We start from the raw sequence: 19,392 nt of genomic DNA, 5'->3' as shown, positions 1-19,392 counted from the left end.
GAGTTATGCCGGCGATCCCTGGGCGCATCGCATCCGGGCATAAGCCAGGGCCCCGAGCAGCCCGACATGGTCTCCCAGGGCAGTCCGGACAATGGGCGTCACATAAGCCAGCGTCATCGCGCGCTCCCGAGCATATGTCCGGATCTTCTCCAGAAACCAGTCCCCGGCTTTCATCACGCCGCCGCCCAGGATGATCAGGGTTGGGTTGAAGATGTGCCAGAAGGTGGCGATCCCCACGCCCAGATAGAACGCCGCTCGATCCATAATGGCTCCGGCTATCGGATCTCCCCGGGCGGCGGCCTCCGCAACATCCTTTGCCGTGACCCCAGAAGGATCCGGCCAGGGGACAGGGTCGCCCCGCGCCCACGCCTCCTGGGCCATGCGGGCGATGGCCGTCCCAGAGGCCACGGCCTCCAGACACCCGATCTGCCCACAACCGCAGCGCGGCCCCTCTTTCGCTTCCACCACGATGTGCCCCAATTCCGCTCCCAACCCGTGGGCGCCCTCGAGCAACACGCCGTGGGTAATGACTCCTCCCCCAATGCCGGTGCTGATCGTCAGATATACCATGTGCTTATGGCCGCGACCCGCCCCATATTGCCATTCCCCCAGCGCAGCCAGGTTGGCATCGTTGCCGACAAAACAGGGCACGTGGAACTGGTCCCGAAGGCGATCGGCCAAGGGGACATTCTCCCACCCCAAATTGGGCGCGGTGAGCACCACCCCGGTGTGTGGATCGAGGGGACCAGGAACGCCTACCCCCATCGCCTCCACCGGCTCATCCGCTGGCCAGACCTCCTGGATCGCGTGGATAATCCGGGCGATCACCGCCTCCACGCCCTCTTCCGCCCGGGTGGGGTATCCCACCCGAGCTAGGATTTGTCCCTCCGCATTGCAGCGAGCAACCCGGATGTTCGTCCCCCCGAGATCCACAGCAATGTAAACCATGATGGCCTCCGTTCGCGTGAGTCTTGAACAGATCCGGAGCGCCCGGGAAAACCCGCAACGCGGCCTCTCAACCCTTCGGCGCCTCCCAATGAAGCAACCGCCGACGTTGGGGAGGGAGGTAACAGCGGCCTCCGCCCGGGATGGCCGGCGCGGCCAGAGCTCGTATGCCCTCGGCGGTCACTTCGCAAACTTGATTCGGCCGGGGATCCTCCAGATAGCGCCGCATGGCCTCATAGCCCGCCTCCAGCATCTGCGCCGTCCGGGAGAAATCCAGAAAAGAGATCTCCCGAAAAGCGGTCAGGCAGATGTGATGCACCGTCGCATGGGATTGCAGTGCATCATACAGGTCGTCCAGGATCTGCTCGCTCAGCAGGGTTTGATAGGCGGTCATGGCGATCTCCGCCAGCCCACGCCGCGGGGGAAGCACCTGAGGACTGAAACTCAGATCGAGGATGTAAAGCTCCTCCGCCCCCTTCTCCAGGGCGATGGTGATCGGCACCACCGCAACCACCCCGCCGTCCACCAGCTGCATGTTCCGGAAACGCACCGGCGGATGGATCACCGGGACGCTCGCGCTGGCCAGGACCGCTTCCAGCAACGGCGCGGAGGGATCGTCGCCGAAAAGGATCAGGCGCTGGGTGCGCAAATCCGCGGCTGTGACATAGCAGGGCCGCTGGAGATCCCCGAACGTGCGGACACCGGAGGGGAGATGGGCCTGCAGAACCCGCCGCAATCCTGATCCATCGAACAGGCTATCCTGGCGGGTGAGCAGGCGCCATAGAACCGTGAGCCGATTGCCCGGATAGATGTCTTTCCGGCGGACGCTCCGCCACGCCGCGGCCAGGCGTTCCACCCCTTCGATGGTGGGATCCGCCGCCAGAGCGGCGGCGTTAATGGCCCCGGCGGAGGTCCCCACCAGGAGATCGGGATCGATCCCCCACTCCAGCAGCGCCTTCAACGCACCGACCTGAAGCGGACCGCGGTTCCCGCCCCCGCTCAGCACGAAGGCCCGTCGCGCCATGCCGGCCTCGCCTCATCCTAGGGGTTGTTCCTGGGAAGAGCCCCTTTTCCCCATTATAGGAGCCTGTCCCTGTAACAACGGATCGACGACTTCATACCAGCGCCGGGCCGCAGCCTCCCACGTGAACCGGCGGGCCCGTTCCAGGCCCGCCATCCGCAACCGGGCCTGCCGCTCGGGATCCTCCAGCACGGCACGCAGCCCCCGCACGATGTCCTCCACCGATTCTGGATCCACCAGCACCCCCGCCTCGCCGACCACCTCCGGCAAGGAGGAGGTTCGCGAGACCACCACCGGTGCCCCGCACGCCATCGCCTCCAGGGCCGGCAATCCAAAGCCCTCATAGCGGGAAACCAGCGCAAAGGCCGCGGCAGCGGAATAGAGGGCCGGCAGGTCCTCGTCCGCTACAAAGCCCAGCCAGTGGATGCGATCCGCCAGCCCGGAGCGTCGGATCGCCTCGAAGGTCCCTTCGGCTTTCCAGCCCTGTTCCCCCACCATCACCAGATGACCTTGCGGGAAGATCCCTTCGCGGACCAGGATCGCGAAGGCCTCAATGAGGCGCGGGTAGTTCTTGCGGGGCTGCACGGTGCCCACCGTGAGCACGAACGGCCACGGCCCCAGCCCATAGCGCGCCCGCACCCGCGCTTGCTGCTCCGGGTCCTCAACGGGGCGGAAGCGCGGTTCAACCCCGCTATAAAGCACCGTGATCCGCTCCGGCGGCACCCCCCAGAGGCGAATGAGATCCCGGCGGGTGGATTCCGAATCGGCCAGAATGTGGGTCGCCCGCCGCACCGCACGCGGCACATTTCGCCGGAGATACACCACCAGCGGCTCGGGAAGCGTCTCCGGCATGATCTCGAAGGAGAGATCGTGCACGGTCAGCAGGGTAGGCCGACCCGGAAGGGTGGGAGGAAGGAGAAAATCCGGGGAGTAGATCAGGTCCGCCAGCCCAGCGAAGAGCTCTACAGGGATGGGCAGCGAAAGTCGATGCCAGAGCCAGACCATCCCCCGCTCCGGCAGCGGGGCCGCCCGCAGGCGCACCGGGGCGCCCTGCGCCCAGATCGGGGGGAAACGAGCCGGACCTGCATAAAACAGCGTATACCGATGTTGGGGGAACATGCGCAGGATGGCGCGGGTCAGCTCTCGGGCATACCGCCCGATCCCCGCCCCCTGGCGAATCGCCGCCGTGATGTCGATCAGGATGCGCGCCATGATGTGCCCCTATCTCCCCCCGCTTCAGACGGGGGTTGCGCGGTTAGGCTGGCATGACCCCGGAGGCCCCATCGGCTGGGCCGGGACGGGATGCCCAATCCGGATGCCCCCGGGCCACCAAATTATAATTAGGACTTACCGGTTGGGCTCAAACTCATGGATGCGGGATGATCCCTTCCCATCCGTTTCCGGGCCCCAGGGGGCATCTTCCGACGTCCCCCGGGGGAAAGCCATGGACCCTTTAGAGGTGCACCCGCTTATGAACGCGATCCGACCCCGCCGCTCGGAGATCCATGCCATTCTGGTAACCTTCGCGCTGGCGGCTCTGCTGATCGCCGCCTTCCATCTGCGGACGATCGGGTTGAACTGGGATGAGAACCAGCACCTGCATCCGGATGAGCGCTTCCTCACGATGGTAACGGAGGCCCTCAGCTGGCCCCGCAGCCTGAGCGAGTATTTCGACTCGGCCCGATCCCCGCTCAACCCCTATAACCGCGGCTACACCTTCTTCGTCTATGGGGACCTCCCGATCATCCTAACCCGGGGGGCTGGGGAGATCCTGGACGACCTCTGCCAGGCGCGGCGGATTCCATGCCCCTTCCCGGAAGGACATGTGTTGAGCTACAACGAGATCACGCTCCTCGGCCGCGCCCTCTCGGCACTGCTGGATACCGGGACGGTGCTTCTTACTTTCCTGCTTGGCATAGAACAGATGGGAGTGGGCGGAGCATTGCTGGCCGCCGCCCTGATGGCCTTCAGTGTGATGAACCTCCAGCAGGCCCACTTCTATACCACCGATACCTGGGCTACCTTCTTCAGCACCGCCACTCTGCTGGGGATGGTTCGCATGGTTCGGCGCCCAGGGCTCCCGACGGCCCTCCTCACCGGAATCGCAGCCGGGGCGGCGCTGGCCTCCCGCATCAACCTCTGGCCGCTCTTCGCTTTAATGGCCTTCGCCGCGCTCATCGCCAGCGGATCCGGCCGGACCCGCTGGAGGACCTGGGGCATCGCCGGCCTCGCCACCCTGCTGACCTTCCGCCTGGGCATGCCCTACGCCTTCGCCGGATGGATCACCCCCGATCCCCGCTGGCTGGCAAATATGCGGGAGATCCAGGCGCTGATCAGCGGGGCCGTCGATTACCCGCCCGGCCATCAATGGACCGATCGCGCGCCGATTTTCTTCCCTCTTAAAAACATGGCGCTGTGGGGAATGGGCCTCCCCTTCGGCCTGACGGCATGGCTCGGATGGCTCGGCCTGGGGCTGTCCTTGCGGCGTCGATGGCATGCCGGATCGTTGCGCTGGGATCCCGGGGCACTGGGATGGCTGTTGCTTTGGATCTGGACAGGGGGCTATTTCCTGTATATGGGGACTCAGTGGGTCAAATCCATGCGCTATTTCCTACCGATTTATCCCACGCTGGCCCTGACAGCGGCCTGGGGCCTGCTGCAGCTCCAGGGGATCCTTCGCCCGGCTGGTCGATGGTTGGCCCGAATCGGGATCGCCGGGACCCTCCTCGGCACGGCCCTATGGGCCATGGCATTCGCGGGGATCTACCAGCAGCCGGTCTCCCGGGTGGCCGCCTCCCGCTGGCTGTATGCCCACGTCCCCAGCGCGATCACCCTCCGATCGGCCGATCCGACAGCCCCCCTGTATCCCCTCTCTCTTCCCAATCGGATCCAAGTGGATGGCGAACGGACCCTCGCGACGGAAATCACCCCTTCCCTCACCGTCTCGAGCATTGAGATCCCCCACCTGCGCACCTTGGGCGATCCCCCGGGCATCCTTCGCCTGACTCTGGAAACCCCGGACGGACAGGAACGGCTGCGAGTCGACCTGTCCATCCCGGCCACGGCCCAACATCCCGATGGCGATCCGGTCCAAGTCGTATTGCCCCAGCCGATCGTTCTGCCCTCCGGCCCTTATATCGTGCGCCTGCGGGTCGATGGCGCGCCGGCCATGATAGCCTCCTCGGTCATTGCCAACGAGCACTGGGATGATGGCCTGCCGCTGCGGCTGGAGGGCCGGGATGCTTTCGCGATGTATCAGGGCATGGAGCTGACATGGTATGACGATGACACGGAGGAAAAGCGGGCGCGGGCGCTGGAGTGGCTGAAGCGGGCGGACTGGATTATCCTCTCTAGCCAGCGCTTGGTCTGGTCGATCCCCCGCCTGCCGCTCCGCTACCCCATGACCACCGCCTATTACCGCGCCCTGTTCGAGGGACGGCTGGGCTTTGAGCTCGCCGCGGCCTTCCACGTCAAACCTCGCCTGGGGCCGCTGGAGATCGACGATATCGGCGGTCGGATCGGTTTCCAGCTCCCGCCTCTCGGGGTCGAGGAGCCCTTCTGGGGAGCCGAGGAGGCTTTCAGTGTTTACGATCATCCGCCGGTCTGGATCTTCCGCAAGCAGTCGGATTTCTCCATCGAGAGGGCCCGTCAGGTTCTGGAATCGGTGGACCTGAGCCAGGTGGTCTGGCAAACGCCGCGCCAGTATACCCAGGCTCGTAACCTCCTGATGCTGGATCCGGCGGCCTGGGCGCGCCAGCAAGCCGCCTCGACTTACCGGGAGATCTTCCCACCCAAGAATCCCCTCAACCGCTGGCCGCTGCTTGGAGTCATCGTCTGGCTGCTCTTTTTCCTCCTGCTCGGATGGTGGGCGTGGCCCCTTGTTGCCTGGGCCTTCCCGGCTCTCGCGGATCGGGGCTATGCGCTGGCCCATCTCCTCGGCCCGCTGCTGTTGGCTTTCCCCCCGTGGCTGCTGGCCAGCATCGGAGCCATGGATTTCACACGGACGGCGATCCTCCTCACGCTGATCCTCGGCCTGGCCGCCGATGTCCTCCTGTGGCGGCGGGCTCAGCCCGCCATCCGGGAAGCGCTGCGGAATCCCCTCTGGCGGATGGAAACGGGGGTGTTCCTGGGAACCTTCGCCCTGTGGCTGTTGATCCGGTTCGCCCATCCAGATCTCTGGCATCCGGTAATGGGCGGCGAGAAGCCCATGAACCTCTCCTATCTTCTGGCGACGATCCGCTCGCTGCGCTTTCCACCCTATGATCCGTGGTTCGCCGGAGGCTATATCAACTATTATTATTTCGGCTACGTCCTCATCGGCGCGCCAGTAAAGCTCCTGGGGTTCGATGTCCGCTACGCCTACAACGCGGCGATCCCCACCCTGGCGGCCCTGACGGCCATGGGGGCCTTCGCCGTGGGCGCCCATGGGGCAACGGCCTGGTGGCCCCGCTCACGGGGGAAACCGATCGCCGCCGGCTTGCTCGCCGCGCTGTTCGCTGTGGGCGTGGGGAATCTGGGGGAATTGAAATTGCTGTCGGACCTGTTCGGGGAGGTGGGCGCGGAGGCCACCGGGTCGGCATCGATCTCCTTCCAGGAGACCCTGAAGGGGGTCTGGGAGGTCTTGACCGGCCATGCCACCCTGCCCGCCCGGATTGAGTGGTGGTACTGGAACCCGACCCGCCTCATCCCCGATCGCGATGTCACGCCGATCACCGAGTTCCCCTATTTCACCTTCCTGTATGCCGATCTCCATGCTCATATGCTGGCCTTCCCATTGCAGCTCGCTGCCCTGCTCATGGGGCTGGCCTGGCTGCGGAGGTCTCGCTGGGGGGAACCTTCGGGGATCGTTGCGCTCACGCTGGGGGCGCTTCTGGTGGGCGCGCTGCGACCGACCAACACCTGGGATTACCCCACTCATATCCTGCTGGGCCTCGCCGCCCTGACGTTGAACGCGTGGGAACGCCGGGATTTCCGCTCGTGGGCCGGGATCGAGGGATGGATAGCCCGATGCCTCGCCTTCGTCGGATTAGGCGCGCTCTTGTTCTACCCCTACCTCGCCCACTATGCGACCGCTTACACATCCTTCGAGATATGGAAAGGGGACCGCACACCCCTGGGCATTTATCTCCTGTTGCACGGTTTATTCCTCCTGCCGATTTCCCTTTTGCTACTGCGGGAGAGCCGGCGGCTGCTCCGGTGGATCCTCGCGGGATGGGAGGCCGATCCCCTGGGAACCGCGGGGTGGGTCGCGGCAGGGGCCATCGGCCTGGGTCTCTGGGTGCTAGGGGCACGGCTGGCTCCCGTGGCCGGGATCGCCGTCCCCATGATCCTGATCGGCGCCGCCCTGGCCCTACGCCCCTACCAGATCCCAGAGCGGCGGCTCCTCTGGCTCTGGGTGGCAGGGGCCGCCGCCCTCACCCTGGGCGTTGAGCTCCTCGTGCTCCGGGGAGACATCGGCCGGATGAATACTGTTTTTAAGTTCTATCTCCAGGTATGGTTCCTCTGGGCCATCGCGGCGGCCATGGGCGTGATCGCCGTGGAGGATGCAGCATGCCGATGGCCTGCATTCCTCTGCTCCCTGTGGCGCGGCGCCTTCGGGGTTCTGTTGCTCTCCGCCCTGCTCTACCCGATCCTGGCTACCCGCGCTCGCCTGTATGATCGCTGGGATACCTCTGTGGGCCCAACTCTGGATGGCTTCGCCTTCATGGAAAATGCGATCGCAGATGAAATGGGGGTGCGCTATCCGGTGCGCCAAGAGTGGGAGGCATTGCAATTCCTCCAGGCGTATAGCGAGGGAACCCCTGTGGTCATGGAATCGATTCGCTCGCCTGCCTATCGAGGGTTGCGCAGTCGAGCCGCGATGTTCGTTGGGCTTCCCGTGGTCTTCGGCTGGGACTGGCATCAGCGGCAGCAGCGGAGCATTGTGCCCGAATCGTTCATCCAGCGCCGCGAGGCGGATGTCAACCGGTTTTACGAGACCCCGGATCCAGAGGAGGCGATGGCCATCCTACGCCGTTACGGGGTGCGCTATGTGATGGATGGCTACGCCGAACGCCTCTACTACCCACCCCAGGGATTCCAGAAGTTCCCTGCTCTGATTGCGCGCGGGGACCTCAGGGTGGTGTTCGATAATGGGGGCGTGCGGATTTACGAGGTGGCCCGCTGAGAGACCGGTTCCCCGAGGCTGGACCGATCACCCTCGGCGGCCGGCCCAGCCCCAGAACTATGCGCTATCCAGGGGAATCGCCAGGCCGGGCAACACGTCCTCCACCGCCCGATCCGGTGCTCCCCCAATGAGCCCCGAAGGCAACTTCCCCTCCGGCAACCGTTCCGCCCCGATGAACGCCACATCCGGCGCCCGCCCCCGCTCGGGATCCTGCGGTAGGCGCACAATCAACCCCACATTTCCCCCAACCCCGCGGCCGAGCGGATGCCGCCCGATCTCCAGGGTCAGCTCCCCATGAATCCCCCCAACCGGCGCCATCTCGATGACCTCCCCATCGATGAGCCCCCGCCCCGGATTCCAACGAAGTCGGAAAATCCCCCCTCTCCTCCGACTACGATGACCGCATCGCCTGCGCCTGTTGATCGATCAGGATCCGCCGATAGCTTTCATACCGGCGGCGGCTGATCTTCCCGCGCGCGACCGCCCGGCGGATGGCGCAGCCGGGCTCCTCGAGATGCAGACAATCCGAGAACTCGCAACGGCCAATATAGGGGCGCATCTCCGGGAAGCAAGCCGCCAGGTCCTCCGGCCGGATCCCCCATACCCCGATGTCCCGCAGGCCAGGCGTATCGGCCAGATATCCCCCATCGAAGGGGATCAGCTCGCTGCGGGTGGTGGTGTGGCGCCCCATCCCGGTCCGAGGATTGATAGACCCGATCTGAAGCGCCAGGCCCGGCTGGAGAGCGTTCAGGAGGCTGGATTTTCCGACCCCCGAAGGGCCAATAAAAGCCGTGATCTTCCCCTGAAGCCGTTCCCGCAGCGCGTCCAGGCCCGCCCGGGTGATCGCGCTGGTATACAGAACTGGATAACCCAGCGCTTCATATTCGGCAAATAAAGAACGGAACGACTCGGGATCCTCCACAAGATCCATTTTGTTGATACACAAAATGGCCGAAAGGCCGTTCGCTTCCGCCACAGCCAGATAACGATCGATCTGAAACCGGTCGGGCTCTGGAATGGCGGAGAACACGGCCACGATCTGATCCAGATTGGCCGCGATGACATGGGCTTTGCTGGGATCCAGGGGCTCCCGACGCACCAGCGCGGTGCGCCGGGGAAGGATGGCCACGATGGCACCCTCCCGGGGCGTGACCCGCTCGAATTCCACGCGATCGCCGATCACCGGGCGCTGGGGTCCCTCCGCCTGATGACGCAATCGTCCCCGCAACACACATCGCACCACCCCATCCGGTCCCTGCACATCATAGGCCGCGCCCAGCACCCGGATCACCAATCCTTCCTCCCGCCCGCTCATCCCCGGTTCACCTCCTTTGCCGGAGAGCTGGGCTCTCCGGATCAGGAGATCTATACATCTATACATCTTACCTGAACTCTCCCGCTCCGTGCCCTGTGCTGATCTAAGGCTATTCGAGGATCTCACCCATCCCGACAGGGGGTGGAGGAAGGAGGCCCGCAGCCGCCCCCTCCTGGAGAACCTTCCAGCATCTCTGTGGGGATCCGGGAAGAGCAGAGCCCGCTCTCTCCTAATAAAATGAAAAGCAGGCGAATCCTTGATGGAATCGGCAAGGGAGGATTCCGGTCCATGTGGGATCTCTATCGTGAGGTGATCAAAGCCTGTGAGGAAAACCGCCCGGTGGCCCTGTGCACCGTCATCCGGGCCCGTGGATCCGTTCCCCGCCATGAGGCGGCCAAGATGCTGGTCTATCCGGATGGCCAGATCCGGGGAACCATCGGCGGTGGGGAGATGGAAGCCCGAGTGATCCAGGAGGCCCTCCAGGCACTTCAGGAGGGCCATCCCCGGGTGGTCCGCTATATGCTCTCGGATCCCAAACAGGGCGATCCGGGCGTCTGTGGAGGGGAGGTAGAGATCTTCATTGAGCCCCTGCTTCCTCCCCCAACGATCCTGATCATCGGGGCAGGGCATGTGGGTCGAGCCCTGGCCCACCTCGCCAAATGGATGGGCTTCCGGGTGCTGGTCAGCGACGATCGGCCGGAGTTCTGCACGCCCGAATGGATCCCGGATGCGGATGGCTTCCTGATTGGGCCGCCGGAGGAAGCGCTCCCCGGAGCTCCCATCCATGCCCGGACCTATGTGGTGCTCACCACCCGCAACCATCCCCTGGACGTGCGGATCCTCCCGCTGATCCTGGACACCCCGGCGCCTTACATTGGGGTAATCGGCTCAAAGCGGCGCTGGCTGCTCACGGCGAAGGTTTTACGGGAAAAAGGGATTCCCCTTGAACAGCTGGCCCGGGTCCGGTCACCGGTGGGCCTGGAGCTTAATGCAGAGACCCCCGAGGAGATCGCCGTATCGATCATGGCGGAAATCATTGCGATCCGCCGGGGAGGAAGCGGGATGCCGATGGCCGTCGATCTTCAGCAGGCGCTCCGGGAGCTCGCATGAAAAAACAGGCGGTTGAGCCACGGGGGAGCCTGAGGGCAGGCGTCGAAGGCGCCTGCCCCCTCCTTTCACTCCTGCAGGAATTCCCGTAGCCGTCGCGCGTAGATGGGATGACGCAAGCGAGCCAGGGCCTGCGCTTCGATCTGGCGCACCCGTTCCCGAGTCACCCCCAGCTTGCGCCCCACCTCCTCCAGGGTATACATCCGTCCGTCCACCAGGCCATAACGCAGCTTCAAAATGCGCACCTCGCGAGGGGAAAGGGTGGCCAGGATTTCATGCAGGATCTCCCGAAGCATCTGCTGGCTCACCGCTTCAGCGGGCGAGGCCGCCTCCCGATCCTCAATGAAATCCCCCAGCACGCTCTCCTCTTCATCATCCGTTGGCGTCTCCAGAGATATGGGCTGGCGGGCCATCTGCAACAGCTGCTCGACCCGGGAAGGCGGGATGGCCATCGCCTCCGCCAGCTCCTCCACCGTCGGATCGCGGCCGAGCTCCTGCACCAGCTGTTGCTGCAGGCGCAACAGCCGGTTGATCTGATCCCCCATGTGAACCGGAACCCGGATCGTCCGGGATTGATCGGCGATGGCCCGGGTGACCGCCTGACGAATCCACCACGTCGCATAGGTGGAGAATTTGTGACCCCGCCGCCAGTCAAACTTCTTGACCGCCCGGATCAAGCCGATGTTGCCCTCCTGGATCAGATCGGAAAGGGGCAGGCCCCGTCCGATGTATTTTTTGGCCACGCTGATCACCAGGCGGGTGTTGGCCAGGATCAGGTGATCCTGAGCGGCTCGCCCATCCGCTGCGATCTCTTCCAGGCGACGTCGCTCTTCCGGGGAGAGGTTCCCTTGGGCCAGACGGCGCTCTGCCTGGCGGCCCCGCTCAATCCGTTGTGCAAGGGCAACCTCTTCCTCCGGCGTAAGCAGGGGGATCCGCCCGACTTCCTTCAGGTAGAGGGCAAGGGTGTCATCGGACTCCAACGCCTCTTCCAGATCCTCTTCCCCCCAGGCCTCCTCTCCATTCTCCTCCAGCTCCAGGCCCGGGCCCTCTTCCTCCGGAGCATCCGTGACTTCCACGCCGGCCTCCAGGAGAGCGGCAAAAATCTCATCCAGGCGGTCCACATCGTTCTCCGCCTCCGGAAAAACCTGCAGGATCTCCTCGAAGGTGACATATCCCCGGGATCGCCCGAGAGCGAGGAGCTGATCCAGCGCTGGGAGGTTGGAAGTCTGCATGTCCTCCACCATAGTCAGGAATCCCTCCTTAAGGATTCAAAACATCCCATCCGCGAACAGCTGAGCCCAGCGTTTCCATCAGGATATCCGCAGGTCAAGGAGTCGGAGTCGCCCCTGGTGTCGGCGAGGGCCCTGCCGTGGGAGTCGGCGTCGCCGTTGGCGTCGGCGTGATGGTGGGCGTGGGCGTAGGAGTCACCAGCGGCGGCTGGGTGACCAGCTTCTTCGCCTCATCGATCGCAAAGGTCCCCACCACATACACGGCGGGATCCCCCTCCCGGCGCACGTAATAGCCACCTCCGATCGGCGTTGGGGCGCCGACGGTTACCGTGAAGACCCGATCCGTCGCGCTGATCACAATGGTATAAGTGGGTGTCACCAATCCATAAGCGGAAAGATCCGCGACATCCGAGATGACCTGCTGCACGAAGAGTGTGGCCCACCCTTCCGCTAAGGTGTCGATAGTGTCCTGGCGGACCAGATGACGTGTGGGAACGGTCAGAAACCACTGCCCGCTGGTATCCCGTTCGACCTCCGCCTCGGCATGGTTGGCATGATCGATCACTCGGATTCTTCGAATGGCGGCGCTGTTCACGTCCAGCAGATTGCGGGACGCCCCTGGAGTAGGGGTCGGACGAGCGGTGATCTTCGGTTCTAAGTATACAAAGAGCGCCAGAACCAGAAAAGCGAGGACCAAGCCCAGCGTGCCCCATCGTTTCATCTCCGATCACCTCCGATGGAAAACGCGGCTTCTGGGGTGGGGCGGCAAGGGACGCCCTCAGCGACGTTGCCACCATACCAGGGCGCCGACCGCTAGCACGGTTAACGGCATCATCACCACCGTCAGCATAAAGACGGTGCGGATTTGGGCTGGCGTGGCGCTCAGGGCGCGAACGGTGGAGGCCGGCGACTGACGCAACCCGATCAGAGCTTCGGATTCGGACAGCCAATTCACCGCGTTCACAAAAAGATCCAGGTTCGCAAACGGCAGATTGGCCCCCACGTTCTGATTAGCGGCGAAATCCGCATCCCCAAAGAGAACTAACCGCCCTTTCCCATTCACCTGCTCCACCGTGAGGGCCAGGGCCAGCGGGCCGGGCTTCTTCCCCGCTGGCGAGGGAAGGCGCCCCTGATTCAGCGCCTGGCGCACCCCCGCCAGATCCGTCTCGCTCCAGCTCTGGCCGCTGGTCTCCACCAGACGGACGACCCGGAATCGATCCGGCTGGCTGCGGACCTCTTCGATGGATCGGGCGGCTGGGAAGGCGGTGGCGATGCCCCGCAGCTTCTCGGTGATCGGGCTGAAGCCATAGCGGCTGGAAAGCGGCGTCAGGGGATCCGTAAACATCGAGCTCACCGGATCGATGATCACATCTTCCCGGAAAGCGACCCCCCAATCCTCCAGAACCCGATTGATGGACTCAGCCACCCCTGCCCCTGAGATCTGCAGGGAAGGATCGAGGGCGATGAGCATGCGCCCCCCGGCATTGAGATAGCTCTTTAGCGTCTCCACCTCCCGATCCAGCAACGGCCGCACAGGCCCAGCAAGGATGATCACCGCCGCGTCAGCAGGAACGGTCGAGGTCACGGCCAGATTCAGGGACTCCACCTGATAACCTTCCCGCTCCAGCGCCCGACGGACCTGCGCGTAACCGTTGTCTCCCTCTTCGTTCACGTCCCGCTCCCCATGGCCGGTGAGGAAATAGATTTTCGGCTGAGTGGGGCGGATCAGCTTCACCAGCGCCGCGGTGAACTCCTGCTCGTTATAAAGCGTGACCTCCTGGCGGCGATCCTTCATGACAAAAAGGATAGTGCCATCCCGGGTGACCCCCCACTGCCGGGCCAGGGAGGCCTGGGCCACCGGGTCGATGAACCGGTAGGAGAACTTCCCATTGCTGTAATGCCGATACTGATCCAGCAGATCTTCCGCATCCTGGCGGGCGAACTGGAAATTCTGGGAGAAGAAGGCCATGGCTTCCACGGGCTCCGGAAGGCTCTGTAAGATCTGCAGGGTCTGCGGGGAAAGAGAGAAGCGTTTTTCCGCGGTCAGATCCCAGCGCTGGGCGTGGCGGACGGCCAAAATGTTCAGCAGCGCCATAATACCGATGAAGGCGGCGCTGGCCAGCACCGCGTTCGCCCCGAAGGCAAAGGGGCGCCCCCCGATCCAGGCACGGACCTGCTCAGGGGCGAGATACACAGCGATCCCGCTGAGCAGGATCGCCAGAATCAGAGTGATCACGGCGGGTGCGCCGAATCGCCCCTCGATCCCCCATGCCACCCCCGCGGCGACGAGCGCCAGCAGGGCCAGCCCCCACAGCGCCCGGAGGATCGATTCCGACGGCCGGGCCAGGTTCATCGCCACCTCCGCGAGTTCAGGATCTGAACTGTGAGCAAAAGGAAAGCCGCGCTCACGCTCAGGTAATACACCACATCGCTGGTGTCGATCAGGCCGCGGCGGAAGTTCATGAGATGATTCCGCAGATCGATATGGTTCAGGATCTGCTGCAGCGTGGGATTGGTGATCCCATCCGCGGGAAGGCTGGCCACCGCCAGCAGGATCACCAACCCGATCCCCACCACGGCCGCCACCACCTGGTTCTGAGAGAGGGAGGAAGAGAACAGGCCAATGGAAAGCAGGGCTGCCCCGAACAGAAACATCCCCAGATAGCCGGAGAGGATGGGCCCCATGTCTGGGTTGCCCCCCATCCAGAAGAGCAAAAGAGGATATACGCCGGTAACGATCAGAAGACCCAGGTAAAACCCCAGCGCCGCTAGATACTTCCCCAGCACTACTTCCCAGTCCCGAACGGGCGCTGTCAGCAACAGCTCCAGGGTCCCCAGCCGCTGTTCTTCCGCCAGCAGGCGCATGGTCAGCACCGGGGCCACGAAGAGCAGGATGGTGGTCATGACCCCAAAGATATAACGCATGGTCGGCTCGGAACGGCTGAGGATCGTGAAGATCACGTCGGTGTAGAAGAAGAAACCCATCATAGCCAGAAAAGCTGCCCCGACCAGATAGGCGATCGGGGAGACGAAATAGGCTCCCAGCTCGCGACGGGCGATCGCCCACAGTTTCCGCATGGAAACAACCTCCTCAATCCTGAGCGGTGACCTGGAGGAAGAGGGCTTCCAAAGTGAGGCCAACCGGGCGAAGCTCCAGCAGCCGCCAGCCCTGGCGCACCACCGCTTCCGCGATGGCCGGGCTGGGATCCTCGCGGGCAGTATTTGCCACTTCGACCTCATACACGCCCGACTCCAGCCGCTCCACGCGGCGTACCCCCGGCAGCGCGCTTAAGACCTCGGGGATCTTCTGGTCGCCTCCCTCCACTCGGAGGAAAACCCGATCCGGCCGCCGGCTGCGCAGCGCCTCGCCCAGGGTCATATCCGCCCGGATCCGCCCCCGGTGGATGATCAGGACACGATCGCAGATCTGCTGGACCTCCGCCAGAATGTGAGTGGAAAGCAGAATGGTGTGGGTTTTCCCCAGCTCCTGGATCAGATCGCGGACTTCTCTCACCTGCCGGGGATCCAGGCCGATGGTGGGCTCATCCAGGATCAGAACATCCGGGTTATGCAGGATGGCCTGAGCCAACCCCACCCGCTGGCGATATCCCTTGGAGAGCTTGCCGATCAGAACATCGGCTCGATCCTCCAGACCGGTGAGGGCCATGGCGCGCTCCACCGCGGCTTTCCGGTTCGGGAGGCCGCGGATCTCCGCCATGAAACTCAGATAAGCGCGAACGCTCATCTCGGGATACAGCGGCACCGTCTCCGGAAGATATCCGATGTGCCGACGAGCCTCCAGAGATTGGAGCACAGTGTCGTAGCCGGCGATGCGCGCGCGGCCTCGGGTGGGCGGCATGTAGCCGGTAAGGATGCGCATGGTCGTCGTCTTCCCCGCCCCGTTCGGGCCCAGGAAGCCAACGATCTGGCCTCGCTCCACCCGGAACGTCACATCCTCGATGGCCACCACTCGATTGCCATAGATTTTGGTCAATCCCTCCGCTTCGATCATAAGACCTCACCCCAGCCTGAGATGCGCTGCGCGACGTAAGCTCCGACAGCCACGGAATCAGGATGCCTCTTCATCAGGGATGATCCGCGCCGGCACGATGGTATGTCACCTGCCGATTGAGGTCAAGCAGGCAGAATGCCGACGGCGGGCGGAACCCGAGGGCCAGTCCGCCCTCTGAGAGGGACATGGGCAAAGCCTCGCCCTTCCAACCCGGTGGGTTTTTATACATCACAATTCAATATAGGCAACTCGAAGAAAGCCTGTCAAATCCCTCAACCATCGAAATCCTCCCTCCACATCTCCATCTCCAGCCACTCGATGACTTTCCGCCTCCGATTCAGACGGACTTCCACCCATCGCCATCCGGTCTCCGTCTGCATCCGCTCAGGCAGGAAACACATCTTGCGGAAGAACTCATGGGCCGCGGAGGCCGCAGGGCCTTCCTCTTTCCCAAACTGGCATCCAGAGTGGATGTCGATGCGCGCCCCTGTAGGCAAAGAGACGGGCCAGGCCGATGATCCCCAGCGCGTCCCGCTTATCCGCGTCGAACAGCGCGCGGGCCTCCAGCGTGCAGGCGGCCCGGGTCTCCCGAAACCGATGGGCTTCGATCTCCCCCTCACATCACCCGCATCCCATCCCATCCCACCTCCACCGGACCCCGGAAAGCTTCCCGGGCGCGCGCCTTCCATTCCCCCGGATCGATTTCGGGCGGCACATGCACCAGAATGAGCCGTCGGACACCGGCCTCCCGCGCCACCCAACCCGCGCCCTCCGGAGGGGTATGCCCGGGATATGAGCCTGTCGCCTCGTGAATCAGGACGTCGGCCTCGCGGGCCAGGCGGATGATCTCCGGGCATGGCGCCGTATCTGCGGAATAGACGGCCACCCCATCCGGGAGCTCGATCCGCAGGGCCAGTGTGGGGACGCTGTGGGAAACAGGGGCAGCCGTCAAACGGATCCCCCCGCTTTCTTCCACCACGGCTCCATGCTCCAGCGGGATCGGCCGCCAGTTCACGGGAAACATACCGCTCCAGGAGCGCCACTCGAACAGCTCAAGCAACGCCTGGGCCCGTTCCACCGTATCTTCCGGCCCAGCGATCCAGAGGGGATGCGCTCGCTTTTGCAGCCATAATCCCATCAGAAGTACAGGCAGCGCACTGAGATGATCGGGATGACGATGGGAGAGGAAAACCCCCTCCAAGCGCCCTGGATCCAGGCCCATGCGGCTCAGGCGATGGAGCGGCGATCCCCCCGCCTCGATCAGAATCAGGCGGCCGGCATGCTCCACGACCAGCGCGACATAATCCCGTTGGGAATCCGGCACAGCACCTGAGGTCCCCAGAAGCCAGAGCGCCATCGATTCACACTCCATTCCCAGCACAGGTCGGCCAAGGATAGGGATCCTGAGGGCCGGGAGGAACACACCGCTGAGGGTGGGGGGTGAGCTCATCCCGCGAAACGTGAAAAGCGTCCCCGAAGAAGTATCACGGCCCAATGGAGGAACCGTGGCGAATCCAGGCCCTGGGATCGAGGGGCGATCCGCGAAGCCATGCGCCCCGCCGGCCCTCGCCCATCCGGACCTACCGCTGGCGCTTCCTCCGGCTCTCCTTACGATCGTTCCGTCCCCTTCCCCTCTCCAAAGCAGCCGGGGCGATCAAACGAATCATGGTCTCGTTGCTCTTCAAGTTGACCACCGCCGTCCCGGGCCGTGCCCGGCCGGCCCGGGGAAGATCCTTCACCTTCACCGCTTTCACTGTCCCCCGGCTGCCTACCACCCACAGGGTTTCATCCTCCTCCACCGCGGCAACTCCAACTACCGGCCCGGTTTTCTCGGAAACCATTGCCGTCTGCACGCCCACTCCATATCGGCCCTGGCGGGGGTATTCCCTCGCCGCCGTGCGCTTCATAAAGCCGTGAGCCGTTCCGATGACAATAGCCCCTTGAGGCTTCACCAGGGCCGCCCCGATCACCTGATCCTTCTCTCCGAGCTTGAGGCCCAGTACCCCAGCGGCACTCAGGCCCATCACCCGCACCTCCTCCTCGGCGAAGCGGATCGCCTGGCCTGCGGCGGTGGCCATCAGGATTTCACCCTCTCCATAGGTGGTGAAAGCCGACACGAGAGCATCCTCCTTCGCGATTCCCATCGCCGGGAAGGCGCCGGGTCGGTTCAGGTCCGCCCAGGCCACGCGTTTGCACATGGCATTCCGGGTCACGAGGAACACATAGGGGCCTGCTCCGTTGGCATCGATCCGCCCCGGCATCGGCAGTGCGGCCACCACGGTTTCCCCCTCCGGGAGGGCAACCAGGTCCGGGATGGGAATCCCCTCCTCGCCCTCCGGGATCCGATGCACGGCCACCGCCGCCGCCGTCCCTCGGTCCGTGAAAAGCACCACGGCGCCACGAGTGCTCCCCCGCACCAGCGCCACCGGTTGATCTCCATGGGACCATGCCGGCCCACCCCGAAGCGGTGTTCGGAGGATCCGGCCGCCAGCGGTGATCGTCACCCAGACCGGCTGATTCGGCATCAGATCTTCGACCGTAAGGGCCCCCCGCGCCCGGTCCGCAATGAACGTCCGCCGCGCGTCTCCGTATTTCGCCTTGAGCTCCTGGAGTTCCCCCCGGATCACCCCTAAGATCTTTTTCGGGTGAGCCAGCAAATCCTCCAGCTCCCGGATCCGGCGCTGCTTCTCTTTGTATTCAGCTTCGATCTTCTCCCGCTCCAGCCGCGCCAGCCGCCGCAGGGGCATCTCCAGGATAGCCAGCGCCTGAGCCTCCGTCAGCCGATAGCGCCGCATCAGACCTGCTTTGGCTTCCTCGGCGTCCTTCGAGCGCCGGATCAGGGCGATCACCTCATCCAGGTGCGCTAGGGCGGTCAGTAACCCCTCCAGGATATGCGCGCGCTCCCGGGCCCGGGCCAGCTCGTATTCGCTGCGACGCCGGATCACCTGCTGGCGGTGCTCCACGAAGAGCTGAAGGGCTTTCTTCAGAGGCAGCAGGCGCGGCTCCCCATCCACCAGAGCCAGCATCTGCACGCCGAAGGTGGTCTGGAGGGGCGTGTGTTTGTAAAGGGCCGTTAGCACCTCGCGGGGATCCGCAGTCCGGGCCACCTCGATCACCAGCCGCATCCCCCGTCGGTCGGACTCATCTCGCAAATCGGTGATCCCCTCGATCCGTCCCTCCCGGACCAGCTCGGCGATCCGCTCGATGAGGGCGGCCTTGTTCACCAGATAGGGCAGCTCCGTCACCACGATCCGCACCTTCCCCCGCTCCGCCTCTTCGATATGGGCGCGGGCCTGAACCACGAACTGCCCCTTCCCCACCGCGTAAGCGGTCCGCACCGCATCGGTCTCGCCATCATCGGCATAGCGGAACACCACCCCGCCGGTCGGGAAATCCGGGCCCTTGATGAAAGCCATCAGATCATCCACCGTGATGCGATCCAGGCGGCCCCAGTTATCGATCATGTAGCACAGGGCATCGCAGACCTCGCTCAGGTTGTGGGGGGGGATGCTGGTGGCCATCCCCACCGCGATCCCCGAGGCCCCGTTGATCAGCAGCTGCGGCGCCTTCGCCGGCAGCACCACCGGCTCCTTCAAC

The 19,392-nt window shown here is 64.3% G+C and carries 15 protein-coding genes; 2 read left to right on the top strand and 13 right to left on the bottom strand.

The window, feature by feature from the left end; genetic code table 11:
* Window positions 1-3: 3 nt before the first annotated feature.
* The 3 genes from ACFMO3_RS06640 to ACFMO3_RS06630 form a co-directional block, all read right to left on the bottom strand.
* Entirely contained in the window at window positions 4-948 is a 945-nt protein-coding gene (locus ACFMO3_RS06640) for an ROK family protein (RefSeq protein ID WP_376789637.1), read from the bottom strand.
* A gap of 67 nt (window positions 949-1,015) precedes the next feature.
* Entirely contained in the window at window positions 1,016-1,969 is a 954-nt protein-coding gene (locus ACFMO3_RS06635) for a patatin-like phospholipase family protein (protein ID WP_376789636.1), read from the bottom strand.
* A gap of 12 nt (window positions 1,970-1,981) precedes the next feature.
* Window positions 1,982-3,178, bottom strand: a complete 1,197-nt coding sequence (locus ACFMO3_RS06630) for a glycosyltransferase family 4 protein (protein WP_376789635.1) — start codon at window positions 3,176-3,178, stop codon at window positions 1,982-1,984.
* 259 nt (window positions 3,179-3,437) lie between these two features.
* Between ACFMO3_RS06630 and ACFMO3_RS06625 the strand changes: the two genes are divergently transcribed.
* Window positions 3,438-8,132, top strand: a complete 4,695-nt coding sequence (locus ACFMO3_RS06625) for a DUF2298 domain-containing protein (protein WP_376789634.1) — start codon at window positions 3,438-3,440, stop codon at window positions 8,130-8,132.
* Window positions 8,133-8,189: 57 nt separating this feature from the next.
* Here ACFMO3_RS06625 and ACFMO3_RS06620 read toward each other — a convergent pair whose 3' ends face one another.
* Both ACFMO3_RS06620 and rsgA read right to left on the bottom strand, forming a co-directional pair.
* Window positions 8,190-8,471 (bottom strand): Uma2 family endonuclease, encoded by a 282-nt coding sequence (locus ACFMO3_RS06620; protein WP_376789654.1) that lies wholly within the window; start codon window positions 8,469-8,471, stop codon window positions 8,190-8,192.
* A gap of 52 nt (window positions 8,472-8,523) precedes the next feature.
* Window positions 8,524-9,447 (bottom strand): ribosome small subunit-dependent GTPase A, encoded by a 924-nt coding sequence (rsgA, locus tag ACFMO3_RS06615; RefSeq protein WP_376789633.1) that lies wholly within the window; start codon window positions 9,445-9,447, stop codon window positions 8,524-8,526.
* A 288-nt stretch (window positions 9,448-9,735) separates the two neighbouring features.
* On the opposite strand from rsgA, the gene ACFMO3_RS06610 reads away from it, so the two are divergent.
* Window positions 9,736-10,557 (top strand): XdhC family protein, encoded by an 822-nt coding sequence (locus tag ACFMO3_RS06610; RefSeq protein ID WP_376789632.1) that lies wholly within the window; start codon window positions 9,736-9,738, stop codon window positions 10,555-10,557.
* 65 nt (window positions 10,558-10,622) lie between these two features.
* Here the strand turns inward: ACFMO3_RS06610 and ACFMO3_RS06605 are convergent, their stop codons facing one another.
* The 8 genes from ACFMO3_RS06605 to ACFMO3_RS06570 form a co-directional block, all read right to left on the bottom strand.
* Window positions 10,623-11,798, bottom strand: a complete 1,176-nt coding sequence (locus ACFMO3_RS06605) for a sigma-70 family RNA polymerase sigma factor (protein WP_376789631.1) — start codon at window positions 11,796-11,798, stop codon at window positions 10,623-10,625.
* Between the two features lie 82 nt (window positions 11,799-11,880).
* Complete coding sequence (locus ACFMO3_RS06600) at window positions 11,881-12,504, bottom strand: DUF4340 domain-containing protein (protein WP_376789630.1); 624 nt, start codon at window positions 12,502-12,504, stop codon at window positions 11,881-11,883.
* A gap of 57 nt (window positions 12,505-12,561) precedes the next feature.
* The gene (locus ACFMO3_RS06595) at window positions 12,562-14,136 is read right to left on the bottom strand and encodes a GldG family protein (protein WP_376789629.1); all 1,575 of its coding nucleotides are present in this window, start codon (window positions 14,134-14,136) and stop codon (window positions 12,562-12,564) included.
* Complete coding sequence (locus ACFMO3_RS06590; protein ID WP_376789628.1) at window positions 14,133-14,861, bottom strand: ABC transporter permease subunit; 729 nt, start codon at window positions 14,859-14,861, stop codon at window positions 14,133-14,135. Before ACFMO3_RS06590 ends, ACFMO3_RS06595 begins: the two co-directional genes overlap by 4 nt.
* 13 nt (window positions 14,862-14,874) lie before the next feature.
* Complete coding sequence (locus tag ACFMO3_RS06585) at window positions 14,875-15,795, bottom strand: ABC transporter ATP-binding protein (protein WP_376789627.1); 921 nt, start codon at window positions 15,793-15,795, stop codon at window positions 14,875-14,877.
* Between the two features lie 272 nt (window positions 15,796-16,067).
* Window positions 16,068-16,196, bottom strand: coding sequence for a hypothetical protein (locus tag ACFMO3_RS06580; protein ID WP_376789626.1), 129 nt, complete (start codon window positions 16,194-16,196; stop codon window positions 16,068-16,070).
* A gap of 215 nt (window positions 16,197-16,411) precedes the next feature.
* Complete coding sequence (locus tag ACFMO3_RS06575; protein WP_376789625.1) at window positions 16,412-17,152, bottom strand: MBL fold metallo-hydrolase; 741 nt, start codon at window positions 17,150-17,152, stop codon at window positions 16,412-16,414.
* Between the two features lie 223 nt (window positions 17,153-17,375).
* A partial coding sequence (locus tag ACFMO3_RS06570) for a DNA topoisomerase (ATP-hydrolyzing) subunit A (protein ID WP_376789624.1) occupies window positions 17,376-19,392 on the bottom strand: 2,017 nt, incomplete at its 5' end.

This window comes from Thermoflexus sp. (assembly GCF_042408815.1).
In the GTDB taxonomy this organism is placed as follows: domain Bacteria; phylum Chloroflexota; class Anaerolineae; order Thermoflexales; family Thermoflexaceae; genus Thermoflexus.
Note: the sequence above shows the minus strand (reverse complement) of the source record. Positions and strands in the feature narration are given on the sequence as shown.

Excerpts from the sequence above, each read along its gene's own strand:
- ACFMO3_RS06600 (WP_376789630.1), bottom strand. The coding sequence starts at position 12,504 with ATGAAACGATGGGGCACGCTGGGCTTGGTCCTCGCTTTTCTGGTTCTG.
- ACFMO3_RS06580 (WP_376789626.1), bottom strand. The coding sequence starts at position 16,196 with ATGTGTTTCCTGCCTGAGCGGATGCAGACGGAGACCGGATGGCGATGG.
- ACFMO3_RS06605 (WP_376789631.1), bottom strand. The coding sequence starts at position 11,798 with ATGGTGGAGGACATGCAGACTTCCAACCTCCCAGCGCTGGATCAGCTC.
- ACFMO3_RS06610 (WP_376789632.1), top strand. The coding sequence starts at position 9,736 with ATGTGGGATCTCTATCGTGAGGTGATCAAAGCCTGTGAGGAAAACCGC.
- ACFMO3_RS06595 (WP_376789629.1), bottom strand. The coding sequence starts at position 14,136 with ATGAACCTGGCCCGGCCGTCGGAATCGATCCTCCGGGCGCTGTGGGGG.
- ACFMO3_RS06625 (WP_376789634.1), top strand. The coding sequence starts at position 3,438 with ATGAACGCGATCCGACCCCGCCGCTCGGAGATCCATGCCATTCTGGTA.
- ACFMO3_RS06575 (WP_376789625.1), bottom strand. The coding sequence starts at position 17,152 with ATGGCGCTCTGGCTTCTGGGGACCTCAGGTGCTGTGCCGGATTCCCAA.
- ACFMO3_RS06585 (WP_376789627.1), bottom strand. The coding sequence starts at position 15,795 with ATGATCGAAGCGGAGGGATTGACCAAAATCTATGGCAATCGAGTGGTG.
- rsgA (WP_376789633.1), bottom strand. The coding sequence starts at position 9,447 with ATGAGCGGGCGGGAGGAAGGATTGGTGATCCGGGTGCTGGGCGCGGCC.
- ACFMO3_RS06590 (WP_376789628.1), bottom strand. The coding sequence starts at position 14,861 with ATGCGGAAACTGTGGGCGATCGCCCGTCGCGAGCTGGGAGCCTATTTC.
- ACFMO3_RS06635 (WP_376789636.1), bottom strand. The coding sequence starts at position 1,969 with ATGGCGCGACGGGCCTTCGTGCTGAGCGGGGGCGGGAACCGCGGTCCG.
- ACFMO3_RS06640 (WP_376789637.1), bottom strand. The coding sequence starts at position 948 with ATGGTTTACATTGCTGTGGATCTCGGGGGGACGAACATCCGGGTTGCT.
- ACFMO3_RS06630 (WP_376789635.1), bottom strand. The coding sequence starts at position 3,178 with ATGGCGCGCATCCTGATCGACATCACGGCGGCGATTCGCCAGGGGGCG.